14 protein-coding genes are annotated in these 12361 nt (G+C 62.9%); 4 read left to right on the top strand and 10 right to left on the bottom strand.

Going from position 1 to position 12361, the window contains the following annotated elements:
* Positions 1-5: 5 nt before the first annotated feature.
* The 10 genes from DOM56_RS12555 to DOM56_RS12510 all read right to left on the bottom strand — a co-directional run bounded on the left by DOM56_RS12555 (position 6) and on the right by DOM56_RS12510 (position 5695).
* Positions 6-461 (bottom strand): phage virion morphogenesis protein, encoded by a 456-nt coding sequence (locus tag DOM56_RS12555; protein WP_110709388.1) that lies wholly within the window; start codon positions 459-461, stop codon positions 6-8.
* Entirely contained in the window at positions 451-960 is a 510-nt protein-coding gene (locus DOM56_RS12550; RefSeq protein WP_110709198.1) for a phage tail protein, read from the bottom strand. The genes DOM56_RS12555 and DOM56_RS12550 overlap by 11 nt, the downstream gene beginning before the upstream one ends.
* 107 nt (positions 961-1067) lie before the next feature.
* Positions 1068-1442 carry a hypothetical protein gene (locus tag DOM56_RS12545; protein WP_110709195.1) on the bottom strand — a complete coding sequence of 125 codons (375 nt, stop codon included), beginning with the start codon at positions 1440-1442 and terminating at the stop codon, positions 1068-1070.
* Positions 1439-1942 (bottom strand): lysozyme, encoded by a 504-nt coding sequence (locus tag DOM56_RS12540; protein WP_110709193.1) that lies wholly within the window; start codon positions 1940-1942, stop codon positions 1439-1441. The genes DOM56_RS12545 and DOM56_RS12540 overlap by 4 nt, the downstream gene beginning before the upstream one ends.
* Positions 1939-2145: a hypothetical protein gene (locus DOM56_RS12535; protein ID WP_157958229.1), complete on the bottom strand. Its 207-nt coding sequence runs from the start codon at positions 2143-2145 to the stop codon at positions 1939-1941. The genes DOM56_RS12540 and DOM56_RS12535 overlap by 4 nt, the downstream gene beginning before the upstream one ends.
* Before the next feature lie 100 nt (positions 2146-2245).
* Entirely contained in the window at positions 2246-2458 is a 213-nt protein-coding gene (locus DOM56_RS12530; RefSeq protein ID WP_110709189.1) for a tail protein X, read from the bottom strand.
* A 73-nt stretch (positions 2459-2531) separates the two neighbouring features.
* Complete coding sequence (locus DOM56_RS12525) at positions 2532-3002, bottom strand: head completion/stabilization protein (RefSeq protein ID WP_110709187.1); 471 nt, start codon at positions 3000-3002, stop codon at positions 2532-2534.
* A gap of 135 nt (positions 3003-3137) precedes the next feature.
* On the bottom strand, positions 3138-3860 hold the full coding sequence (gene gpM / locus DOM56_RS12520; protein ID WP_110709185.1) for a phage terminase small subunit: 723 nt from the start codon (positions 3858-3860) through the stop codon (positions 3138-3140).
* Between the two features lie 3 nt (positions 3861-3863).
* Entirely contained in the window at positions 3864-4868 is a 1005-nt protein-coding gene (locus DOM56_RS12515) for a phage major capsid protein, P2 family (protein WP_110709183.1), read from the bottom strand.
* Between the two features lie 8 nt (positions 4869-4876).
* Positions 4877-5695 carry a GPO family capsid scaffolding protein gene (locus DOM56_RS12510; protein ID WP_110709181.1) on the bottom strand — a complete coding sequence of 273 codons (819 nt, stop codon included), beginning with the start codon at positions 5693-5695 and terminating at the stop codon, positions 4877-4879.
* A 155-nt stretch (positions 5696-5850) separates the two neighbouring features.
* Between DOM56_RS12510 and DOM56_RS12505 the strand changes: the two genes are divergently transcribed.
* The 4 genes from DOM56_RS12505 (at position 5851) to lepB (ending at position 12202) form a co-directional block, all read left to right on the top strand.
* On the top strand, positions 5851-7677 hold the full coding sequence (locus DOM56_RS12505; RefSeq protein ID WP_110709179.1) for a terminase family protein: 1827 nt from the start codon (positions 5851-5853) through the stop codon (positions 7675-7677).
* Entirely contained in the window at positions 7674-8708 is a 1035-nt protein-coding gene (locus DOM56_RS12500) for a phage portal protein (protein ID WP_110709176.1), read from the top strand. The genes DOM56_RS12505 and DOM56_RS12500 overlap by 4 nt, the downstream gene beginning before the upstream one ends.
* Before the next feature lie 875 nt (positions 8709-9583).
* Positions 9584-11401: a translation elongation factor 4 gene (lepA, locus tag DOM56_RS12490; RefSeq protein WP_110709172.1), complete on the top strand. Its 1818-nt coding sequence runs from the start codon at positions 9584-9586 to the stop codon at positions 11399-11401.
* Between the two features lie 12 nt (positions 11402-11413).
* The gene (gene lepB / locus DOM56_RS12485; protein WP_110709170.1) at positions 11414-12202 is read left to right on the top strand and encodes a signal peptidase I; all 789 of its coding nucleotides are present in this window, start codon (positions 11414-11416) and stop codon (positions 12200-12202) included.
* Positions 12203-12361: the final 159 nt, after the last annotated feature.

Raw genomic sequence — 12361 nt, 5'->3', positions numbered from 1 at the left:
GGCTGTTACAGCTCGCCGTCGAGATAGTCGAGGATGCCGTCGCTCACGCGCTGACGATCTGCCTCGCTGAACCCGAGCAGCTCGCGTTCGGCGTATTTCACGCGGGGGCCGTTCTCGGTTACGCGGTCGCGTAGGCCGTATTGATGGGTGCGGGCGATGCTGGCAATGCGGCCGAAAAATCCAACGGTGGCGCCGTTGGGGCTCGACCGGGTCTGCAGGTATTTGGCGGTGCGGATCTTCGAGAACATGGCATCTCGACGGATCTGGCCCTGGCGATCCCGCGAGCGGCGCGAGGCGAATGCCGATCCGTCCGGATTCTCTTGGCGTTTGATGCGCTCGCGCTGGCTGCGGCGTAGATCGGTGGCGACCAGGCGGGCGAGGCGGCGACGTTCGTGCGCTTGCAGCCGGGCGAGCAGTGGGGCCAGCCAGTCATCGAGCTGGCTGAGATCGTCAGAGGCCATCGGCGCCTTGCTCCCGCGGCCCATCCCACTCCGCAATCAGCTCATAGTCGCCGTCGATGTAAGCATTGCGGATGAGCAACTGCCAGTGCTCGGCGGGGCACTCCTCGCGCTCGAACCGGGGCATTCGGTGCTCGGCGTGAATCTGACCGGTGGCACAGTCGCGCTTGGCGACGACGCGTTCGGTGAGCTGGACGCGCAGCGCCAGGTCGACGGCGCTGTTGCTGAGAATCTCGGCCTCGAATGACACGGCCTGATTCGGATCGAGATCCGGCTGGTAGATAGAGAGCCAGTCGAGCAGCGGGATCATGACCGCGTCTATGTCGGCGGCGTAGTCCGTCAGCACGAGCTGCGCCGTGTAGGTGTAGCCGTGGCTGAGGTTGGGGCCGCGGGCGAACTCGATCGATCCGTCCTCGACGAACGTGAGCAGGTTGCCGGGATCGCGGGCGAGACTCGGGACGGCGTCAATCAGGTACTGGCGTAGGGCGTTGAGCTTTTTCACGGTCTGCTCCGGTCAGGGCGTCGACGAGTCCGTTATGACGTGTGGCGCAGCGCTGATACTGGCCGGCCCATTCGCGCATCGTGAGCACGACATCGCGGCCGGTGCCGTCAGTCAGCGGCGGGAGCGTCTGCGGGCAGCGGGTCAGCAGTGTCTGTTGAATCGGGGACGCGGCCGGCGGCGGCGTCGTTGAGCAGGCGGAGAGCATCAGCGCCGAGACAGACGTTGCGATAAATTGGTTTCTGGATCTCACGGACGATTCCCCGGTCGATGATGCGTTCGTTGGCGTCGAGCGTTGAGAGCCGGGCCTCGACGACGCCGGCGATGACGGACTCGCGGGCCAGTGCCTGGCTGGCCGTTTCGCGGGCGGCCTCGATCGCGGTCAGCCGGTGGCTATCCTCGAGCCAGCCACGAGTGAGCCAGCCGGCGGTGCCTGCGACCGAGATGGCCAGGGCGAACAGGCCCGCCAGGATCCGCGTTCTCATTCATCCAGCCCCGCCAGGCATAGCTCGTGCTCGGTCGCTCGGCGCTTGACCAGGCCGGGGAGTTTTCGGCCGCTGGCGTAGACCCATCGGTTGAGCTGATCGCAGGCGGCGCGAGTGTTGCCGGCGTTGAGCTGTTCGAGCAGTGTCGAGCGTTGGAATGCGCCCACGCCGACGTTGAACACGAACGAGGCCAGTGCGGCCCGGCGCGTCGGCGGCATGGTGGCGTTGATTTCCGGCGACACGTTTTGGTCGATGGCGTCGAACGCGGTACCGAGGTCGCCGGCCAGCAGGTCATCGCACTCCTGCTGAGTGCGCGTCTGGTTGAGCGCGACCGTCGGGCCGGTGTGGCCGGTGCAGATCGTGGGGATGCCGGCGGGGTCGGGATACGCCTCCAGCTCGGTGCCCTCGTAGTGTTTGACGACGTTGATCGACAGCGAGAGCGCGATGCCACAGGCGCCTCCGATCGCACCACCGCCGATCCAGCGGCCGAGGTTTTTCATGAGCGTTTCCCTCGGTTGTCGCGCCACTCCCGGAATCGCTCGAGATACTTGGGCACGAGCAGGCCGATCTGCAGGCTGAGGTAGGCGAGCGTCATAATGGTGATCCAGTCCGATGGCGTCATGCCGCCGGCGTGAAGCAGCGAGACGATGGCCGGTGGCGTGGTCTTGATGGCTTCGGTGGTGATGCTGAGCTGCTGGGCCATGGTCGTCCCTGCGTTTGCGATGAGTAGCGTTATCAGCACGATCATGGGATCGGGCGTGTGGTTGTGATTCCTGCTGTGGTGTCGAGTCGGTCGCATGGCATCAGTCCCAGATTTGGACGGTTGCGGTGCTGGGCGACTGGGTTGCGATCTCCGGCAGCGTGACGAGGGTCGCGCTGGGGAGTACCGGGCCGAGATCTGCCAGACCAGGGTTGGCCTGTAGCACTCGCTCAGTGACGTCCGCTGTCTGTCCGTAGACGCGGTAACAAATACGGTCGAGGGTGTCGCCCTGGAGGCTGCGAATCGTGCGCGGCATCAGACCAATCCTCCGGGAGAGGATTGGAACAGCGCGCAGCGCTGGCCCGTAGGGTGAACGACAGGGATGTCGTTCATATCAGCTCGACCGTGACGTGGGAGCGACCGACGATCTCGGCGACGGCCCAGCGCGCGTCGCGGCGGTAGTTGTCGGCGGTCTGGTCGTGCAGGTCCCCCCGGTCGCGGCTGGCAGCGGTGGCGTCGTAGTCGCGGTAACGCTCGAGGAGCTGGGCGTGGGCCTCGGCGAACACGGCGCGCTGGTAGAGCGCGGGGTAGATTTCCGGTGGCTGCCAGTGCGGGGTGGGGACGCTGTCGATCGTGAGATACCCAGCCTCGACCTGGGCGGCCATCCACTCGCGCAAAATCCGATTGGTCGTGGCGATCGCTGTCAGCAGGACATCGGTAATGCGCTGGGGCGTGATGGTGCCGTCGATGCGGTGCGAATCGCGGAACTCAGCCGGGTCGATGTCGGGATAGAACACGGCGTTTGCGATCGGTGCCGCGGGGGCGGCGCTGGCATTGCCGGCGGCGACGAAACTGGACATCTCAAACCCTCCGGCATGGTGAGCACTCGCGCGTCGGCGGGCGCGTTTGATAAATCAGGGGGTGGACGACGGTTTCGGGAGAGCCTGGGCTTTCCGTCACCGTCGTGCCCCCTGGCGTCGGCGGTCGACTCTGTGTCAGCCCGTAGGGCTGGTGTTGGGTTGCTGATCGTCGGCCGTTGCCTTGGTTGGCTCGGGCGACGGTCCGTCCTGCGGGGCTTTCTTGAGTTCGCGCTCGAGCGTCTCGATATCGCGCTTTACGCCGACTCGATCATTGAGCTCCCGGGCGCGTTGGTATTCGGCGATGGCTTCGGCCGGCTCGCCGCGGGCGCGGTGGCCGTTGCCCAGCGCCTTGTGGAGCTTGGCGCGGATCTGGTCGTGCATGTCGGCGCCATTGATCAGCGTGTCGATCTCACGCAGGGCATCGAGTAGCGAGTCGTCATCGTCGGCGAGGGTGAGCGCCTGGTCGGCGGATTCCTCGACGAGGAGGGCGGCAGTAGAGCGCTGGAATTGCTCGCCGGGATCGAGTTCATGGGTGATCGCGTAGCGGGCGATTTCCAGAGCGCCGTCGATGTCACCGACGTCGATGCGCCAGAGCATGACGCGCATCAGCACTTCGTCCTGCGCGCCCTGGCCGGATTCCAGCACGCCGGCAACGTACTCGGCGTAGTTCGGCAGGATCTCGCGCTTGACCTCGATCTTGCGCTCGACTGACTGGATCGACTTCAGCCGGCGGTAGTCCTCGAACAGTTGCGCCTTCATCAGCTCGAAGGCTTCGCCGTGCATCGGCTGATCGCCGGCGTCAGCCGCCGCTTTCGCGGCGGTGACGCGCTCGTAGTGTCTGCGGATGGAGCTGACCATGGGTTACTCCCCGGCCGCAGCGTCGGCGAATTCGATGCCTTCAAGGAGGCAGCCGAACCCGTAGTCCTCGATGACGTAGGCGTCATTGCTGGACTCGTAGTTGACGATGCGCTTGCGCTCGGGCTTCTCGATCAGGTGGCGGCGACGCGAGCCTTCTTGCCAGTAGATCGAGAGGTTGTCGGTCGATGTGATGAAGATCGCGTTTTCCGGCATGAACGGCACCTGGATGGCGTTCTGTCCGCCCATGCGCTTGGCGGCCATGATCAGGTCGAGGGCGCGGGCCTCGGTGGGCTGCTCCCACTCGTTGATCTTGGGCAGATACTTCTCGGTCATCATCGAGCGCCCAACCAGGGCGACGAGATCGGTGTTCTCGCGATACCAAGGCTCGACCAGCGAGTTGACCGCTTCGAATACCAGCGCGTCGAGGTTCTGGAACTCCTGCCCTTTGCCGATCTGCACACCATTGATAACGCGAGCGCTGGCGTTATTGCGGTACTGCTGCAGCCAACCGATGTTGACGTCCTCGAGCATCGGATTTGCGGTGCGATCGGTCTGCTTGGCGGCCGTCTTGCCGTGGAACCCGATCATGATGCGATCGAGCGCCTGCTGACGAAGGATGGCGTCGCGCACGCGGGCCTGGAAATCCGGGAACTTGGACCAGGCGTCGAGCTTGGCCCAGGTGATGAAGGTGTCGAACTCGGTCGAGTGGCACTCGTAGTCCTGCGGCTCGAGGTTGGTGGGGTCGACGGGTACGCGGTCACGCTGGCTGACATCGGTGCGGCCAGCGATTGGGCCGGTGATGCCGAGGCCGAGCTTCTGGCCCTTGAGGTCGCGAACGCCAGTGATGTTGACCCGGCTCAGGAATTCGCTCGATTCCTGAATCTTGGTCTCGAGCGTCTGCTGGACCGACGGATCGACCTCGAACGCGGCATAGGCATTCTCGGCGCCGTTGAGCTGAGCGAGCCGCGCGGCGTAGGCGTTGAAGAGTCTTCGGGTTTGGTTGCGCATGGTCTCTCTCAGCAGTCCGTTTCGATTGAGTCGTTACCGCCAGTGGACTCTTGGCGGCGTTGGTGTCGGGGCGTCGTGTCGAGCTGGGTATAAAGCTCGTCGAACCGGGTTTTCAGATCGTCATGCGCTTCCTGCAGCCCGGTGAACGCGGCGGCGGTGGGGCGCGCGGCGAGATCGTCGGCCAGCGCCTGGTGACGCTTCACGAACAGGCCGAGGGTGTCCTCGAGTTCGGCGCGGAAGGCAGCGAACCCGGCTTCGGTCTTGGCGTCATGCTTGGCGAACAGCGCCTTGAACCGCTCGGTGAGGGACGGACCTTTTTCCGGCTCTTCGGAGAAGTCGAATTCGGTTTCCATGGCGGCGGAGAACAGGTTTTCGGGCCGCTGTTTGCGGCTGGCCAGCGGGGACTCGCCGCCATCTTTCGCCTGCTGCGCGCTGAACTGCAGCATCGAAGTACCGAGCGAGGCAGGGGTATCGGTGACAGCGAGGCCAACGAGATAGGCCTCGCCGGTATCGGCGAATTCGGGGTCGACTTCCATGCTGGTGTAGACCTTCTGGCGCTTCTCGTTCAGCGCCTTCAGCTCATCGGTCGGATCGATTTCGGCGAGTAGCTGGACTTTGCCCTTGGCATTTTTCTCGGTCTTGAGCGCGGTGACGTCGCCATAAGCCTTGAACGGGCTATCCGGGAGTACGCCCTTGATGTGCTCGAGGTTCACCCGGCAACCGTACGTGTCGGGGTCGAAATTGGCGGCCATCTGGTTGAGCCAGTCGGCGCTGATCTTGCGGCCGTCGGTGGTGGCGCCTTCGGTGGCGATGCGGTGCCAGGGCATGTAGCGGTCTCCGGGAGCGAACGGGCAGGCAGAACTACTGTATGGGCGTCAGGTTCCGCGTCCCGGCGGTGAGTCTCAACGAATTGGCGTTGTAGAATGGCGGGTGACAAACCGTTGAGAGATAACGGTTTCGGCCGCGTCGGTACGCTGGCCGCATGAAACTACCGCCGACTGCAGCGGCGCCGCTGCCACCCGAACCCGCGGAACTCGATGCGTCGCTCGACGCCCTCGATAGCAACCGCCTGAGCGCTCGCCACCTGTATTGGTCGGGGTGGCGTATTTCCCGTATTGCGGAGTTTCTCGATGAGCCACGGGCCACGGTGGCGAGCTGGAAACAGCGTGAAAAGTGGGACGACGCCAGCCCGATGCAGCGGGTCGAGGGTGCGCTCGAGGCGCGGCTGGTTCAGTTGATCTGCAAGCCCGAAAAGGATGGGCGGGACTTCAAGGAGATCGATCTACTTGGCCGGCAGATCGAGCGTCTGGCGCGGGTCCACAAGTACGAGTCGAGCGGGAAGGAGAGCGACCTCAATCCGAACATCGAGCGGCGCAACGCTGGCGAGAAGCGCAAGCCGAAGCGCAACGATGTCGGCGACCAGGGCGTCATCCAGATCGTCGAGGCATTCGAGGCATCGCTGTTTCTCTACCAGCGGCACTGGTACCGCGCCGGCCAGCACGAGCGGATCCGTAACCTGCTCAAGTCGCGCCAGATCGGCGCGACCTGGTATTTCGCCCGGGAAGCGATCGCCGACGCCCTGGAGACGGGCAAGAACAAGATATTCATGTCGGCGAGCAAGGCGCAGGCCCACATTTTCCGCAACTACATCGTCCAGTTCGTGAAGGAGACGACGGGCGTGGAGCTCAAGGGCGATCCCATCGTGCTGGCCAACGGCGCGGAGCTGCATTTCCTCGGCACGAACGCAAAAACCGCCCAGGGCTACCACGGCGATACCTACCTCGACGAATATTTCTGGATCAACGGATTCGAGCAGTTCCGGAAAGTCACGTCCGGCATGGCGATGCACAAGAAGTGGAAGCAGACCTATTTCAGCACGCCTTCATCCGTGGCCCACGAGGCTTACCCGTTCTGGACGGGCGAGCGCTTCAACAAGCGCCGGGCAAAAGCCGACCGCATTGAAATCGACGTGAGCCACTCGGCGCTGGCCAGCGGGGCGCACTGCGGCGACGGTCAATGGCGTCAGATCGTGACGATTCAGGACGCCATCGCCGGCGGGTGTGATCTGTTCGACATCGATCAGCTCCGGCTCGAGTACAGCGACGACGAGTTCGCGAACCTGCTGATGTGCGAGTTCGTCGACGACAGCCAGTCGGCATTCCCGATGATGACCATGCAACGGTGCATGGTAGATAGCTGGGATCTGTGGCGCGACTGGAAACCGTTCGCGGCGCGGCCATTCGGCCAGGCGCCGGTGTGGATCGGCTACGACCCGGCGGGCGACGGAGAGGGCAGTGATGGCGCGGGGCTGGTCGTGCTGGCCCCGGCGAAGAATCGCAACGACCGTCATCGGATCCTGGAGAAGCACCGCATCAAGGGGCAGGACTACGAAGCCCAAGCAGAATTCATCCGTCAGATCACGCAACGCTACAACGTCCAGTTCATCGGCATCGATACCAATGGCATGGGCGAGGCGGTGGCGCAGCTGGTCGCGAAGTTCTTCCCGCGCGTGACGCGCTACCGCTACACGCCGGATAGCAAGGCGGCGCTGGTGCGCCAGGCACAGCACATCATCGACAAAGGGCGGCTGGAGTTCGACGCACGGGACGTGATCATCGCGCAGTCGTTCTCGTCGATCCGTCGCGAGCTGACCGCGAGTGGCCGCCAATTCACCTACGCCGCGGGCCGGAACAATCAGACCGGCCACGCGGATCTGGCATGGGCAACCATGCATGCCCTTCATAACGAACCGATCGACGTGCTGGCCGAAGGCGAGCGCGGTAAATCCATGATGGAGATCTACGGATGACAGCAACCGCCGACAAACCGCGCGTTCGCGTGCCCGCGACGCTGACCGAGTCGACGCCGGCGCGGGCGGAATCTTTCACGTTCGGCGACCCGGTACCGGTCATCGACATGCACGACTTTCTCTACACCGGTTGCTGGATTCTGGGCGCGCGGTGGTACGAGCCACCGGTCGACCTGCCGGCGCTGGCCCGGACGTATCGGGCGACGGCACACCATGGCAGCAGCCTGCAGGTGAAGCGAAACATTCTGTCGCGGTCGTTTATCCCGCATCCGCTGCTGAGCCGGCAGGCGTTCCGCTCGCTGGTGACCGATTACCTGGTGTTCGGCAACGCCTACCCAGAGCAGGTGTTCGGTCGGCTGGGCCGGCTGCTGGAGCTGCGCCCGGCACAGGCGCGGTACGTCCGGCGGGGCGTCGAGCCGGGGCAGTATTGGTGGACGTGCGACTGGCGTCAGCCGGTGGAGTTCGAGCGGGGCTCGGTCATTCATCTGCTCGAGCCGGACATCAACCAGGAGATCTACGGCGTGCCGGACTATCTGGGCGCGATGCAGTCGATCCTGCTCAACGAGAACGCCACGCTGTTTCGGCGCAAGTATTACCTCAACGGCAGCCACGCCGGCTTCATCCTCAACGTCACCGACGAGGCGATGAACCAGGAAGACATCGATGCGATGCGCGAGGCGCTGAAGTCGTCGAAGGGCCCGGGCAACTTCCGAAACCTGTTCCTGTACACGCCGGGCGGTAAGAAGGACGGGGTGCAGCTGATCCCGATCAGCGAGGTCGCGGCGAAAGACGAGTTCGCCGGCATCAAGAACGTGACGCGCGACGACACGCTGGCCGGACACAGGGTACCGCCGCAACTGATGGGCGTGATGCCGAACAACGTCGGCGGGTTCGGCGACGCGGAAAAAGCGGCGCGTGTGTTCAACGTCAATGAACTCGAACCACTCCAGGCGGTGTTCCTCGGGATCAACGACATCGTGGGACAGGAGGTGGTGCGGTTCCGACCGTATGAGCTGGGCGCCAGCGAATGAGTCGCCACCGCTGGTCTGACGCCCAGCCTGTCAGATCAAGCCAAGCCGCCCATCCGGGTGGCTTTTTTTATTACTCGGTGATCCGCCTAAGAGCGAAGCGGTTCCCGTGCAATGGCGAGAGTTCAAAGGCTGGAGGTCGCCCGGACGGCCAGGGGATAGCTCGCTGCTGATGAAGCCAATCGCGAAGGACTGGTTTGCCTCGATCACGGAACTCTGGGCACTTATGCCAGAAGCCCTCGGTCAATGCGAAGGTGTGGGAATCTCCGCCGACCTCGACGATGATCTCCTTCCATGCCGGGTCGAAGTATTCCCGGCGATTCGACATACCGACACGAATCCCATATCCATTCCTACCGTTCGACCACGCTCTGGTTTTCATCACACGCTCCATACACATTGAAATTCAAATTGAACGTATCCCATCCCCGCGCTGTTATCGACGCTTGCTGACCTTGGCCAGCGCCGCTGCCGCGCCGTCGACTCCCCGCCCCGCCTGCGCGCTAAATGGGTCGGTTTTGTTGCAGTGATGCACATGGTGGCAGGCCGCGCCGTTGCTGAGGCTTTTCACGGTTTTACAACGAAACTTTTTGATGCGGAATGGTGCGTTTTGCACCGTAGCGGGGTGAGGCTGTGGCGATGACCGTCTGCGATCTGCGTCGCGCGGCAATGAACCAAACCTCGCCATCCCAGTTCGCTACATGGGTTCAAAAAGAACTTCGCCCGCATGGAGGGTATGGCTGGTTGATAGCCGTGTACTGGCGTTTGACGACATTGATGCGTCGGCGCGCTACAATGCCGGCCATCGTTTTCCTACCAGCTCGCCGGCAAGAAAAATTCTATGTACAGGGCTGCGTACACACCCTAGGTTTCATTTGATGTCAAAAGACGAAAACTCGACTGATCTCAAGTACATACGGAATTTTTCGATCATCGCCCACATCGATCACGGCAAGTCCACGCTCGCCGACCGCATCATCCAGTTCTGCGGCGGGTTGACGGAGCGTGAGTTGAAGGAGCAGGTGCTCGACTCGATGGATCTCGAGCGCGAGCGCGGCATTACCATCAAGGCGCAGTCGGTCACGCTCGACTATCACGCCCAGGACGGTAATACCTACCAGCTCAACTTCATCGACACGCCGGGCCATGTCGACTTCTCCTACGAGGTGTCGCGTTCGCTCTACGCCTGTGAAGGGGCGCTGCTGGTGGTCGATGCCGCCCAGGGCGTCGAGGCCCAATCGGTCGCCAACTGCTACACCGCCATCGAGCAGAATCTCGAAGTGCTCCCGGTGCTCAACAAGATGGACCTGCCCCAGGCCGACCCGGATAAAGTCGCCCACGAGATCGAGGAGATCATCGGCCTCGAGGCGCATGACGCCGTGCGCGTCTCGGCCAAGAGCGGCCTCAACATCGATCTGTTGCTCGAGCGCCTGGTTCGGGACATTCCGCCTCCCAAGGGAGATCGCGAGGGGCATCTGCAGGCACTGATCATCGACTCCTGGTTCGACAACTATCAGGGCGTCGTGTCGCTGGTACGTCTGTTCGACGGCACGCTGAAGAAGGGCGACAAGATCCAGATGAAGTCGACCGGCCGGGACTGGGAGGTGACCGATATCGGTTACTTCACCCCCAAGCAGAACTCCACCGGCATTCTGCGGGCAGGAGAGGTGGGGTTCGTCATCGCCGGGATCAAGGACATCCAGGGCGCCCCGGTCGGCGATACCATTACCCACACCAAGACCAAGGACGTGCCACGCCTGCCCGGTTTCCAGAAAGTGAAGCCGCAGGTCTACGCCGGCATGTTCCCTGTCAGCTCCGACGACTACGAGGACTTTCGTGACGCGCTCGAGAAGCTGGCCCTCAACGATGCCTCGCTCGACTACGTGCCGGAGAACTCCGATGCGCTCGGGTTCGGGTTCCGCGTCGGCTTCCTGGGCACGCTGCACATGGAGATCGTCCAGGAGCGCCTGGAGCGCGAATACGACATCGACCTGCTGACCACGGCGCCCACGGTCAATTACGAAATCCTGATGGACAACGGCGACCTGGTGACCATTTCCAACCCGTCGAAACTGCCGGACATGGCCAACGTGTCGGAGATGCGCGAGCCGATCGTGCGCGCCACCATTCTGGTCCCGCAGGAGTACGTGGGCAACGTCATCTCGGAATGCGTCAACCGCCGTGGGGTCCAGCTCGACATGCAGGTGCTCGGCAGCCAGATGCAGCTCGTCTACGAACTGCCGATGGCTGAGGTCGTCATGGACTTCTTCGATCGACTCAAGTCGATCTCCAAGGGCTACGCCTCGCTCGATTACAGCTTCGAGCGATTCGACGCGGCCAAACTGGTGCGCCTGGATATTCTCATCAATGGGGAGCGCGTCGATGCGCTGGCGGTGATCATCCACCGCGATCACGCCCATTCTCGCGGCCGCATTCTGGTCGACAAGATGAAGGAGCTGATTCCCCGCCAGATGTTCGACGTGGCGGTTCAGGCGACGATCGGCGGCAGCGTCGTCGCGCGATCCACGGTCAAGGCGCTGCGCAAGAACGTGACCGCCAAATGCTATGGCGGTGACACCACGCGCAAGAAGAAACTGCTGGAGAAGCAGAAAGCCGGCAAGAAACGCATGAAGCAGGTGGGTCGGGTCGAAATCCCCCAGGATGCGTTCCTCGCCGTTCTCAAAGTGAACGAGTAGGAAAAACATTTCATGGATTTTTCGTTGTTACTGGTGTTGGCTGTCGCCATCACGGGGCTCGTCTGGCTGTTGGACAGCCTGTTTTGGCGTCGTTCCCGTCGCCAGCGCCAGCAGGCGGCCGCCGAAGCGCAGGGTAATGAGAAGTCGGCAGGCTACAAGGACCCCTGGCCGGTCGACTACGCCCGCTCCTTCTTCCCGGTGCTGCTGATCGTCCTGGTAGTGCGTAGCTTCGTCATCGAGCCCTTCCAGATTCCTTCCGGTTCCATGCGCCCGACCCTGGAAATCGGTGATTTCATCCTGGTCAACAAGTTCGCCTACGGTCTGCGCCTGCCGGTCGTCAATACCGAAATCGCGGATGTCGGAGAGCCCCAGCGCGGTGATGTCATGGTGTTCCGGTTCCCCGAGGATCCCTCGGTCAACTTCATCAAGCGGGTCATCGGTCTGCCCGGCGATCGTATTCGTTACGAGAACAAGCAGCTCTACATCAACGGCAAGCCGGTGCCCAAGTCGTTGACCGACTCCGATCCCGCCGAGGCGCCTGGGGAGGAGCTGTTCGAAGAGCATCTCGGCGATGTCGACCACCGTATCTTCAACAACCCGCAGAGCCCCGGCCCGCAGATGCGGGAAATCGTGGTGCCCGACCATGAATATTTCATGATGGGCGACAACCGCGATCACTCCAATGACAGCCGCTACTGGGGTTTCGTGCCGGAGAAGAATATCGTCGGCAAGGCGTTTGCGGTCTGGATGCACTGGGATGGCGGATTGCCTAGCTTCAGTACGGTACGCCAGATAAACTGATTCTTATATAACTTGCCATCGATCTCGGGCCGGGCCGCTTGAAGCCCGGCTTTGGGCTTGCTGGTCGGCGGCAGGATCCGCACGGCGGGCGACGGGGCGTTCCCGCGCCCGCCTTGCTGCGGATACAGCGGCTCTTCGTTTCAAAGACAACGACTCAAT

The sequence above is a fragment of the Salinicola sp. CR57 genome (genome assembly GCF_003206585.1).
GTDB lineage: Bacteria > Pseudomonadota > Gammaproteobacteria > Pseudomonadales > Halomonadaceae > Salinicola > Salinicola lusitanus.
Note: the sequence above shows the minus strand (reverse complement) of the source record. Positions and strands in the feature narration are given on the sequence as shown.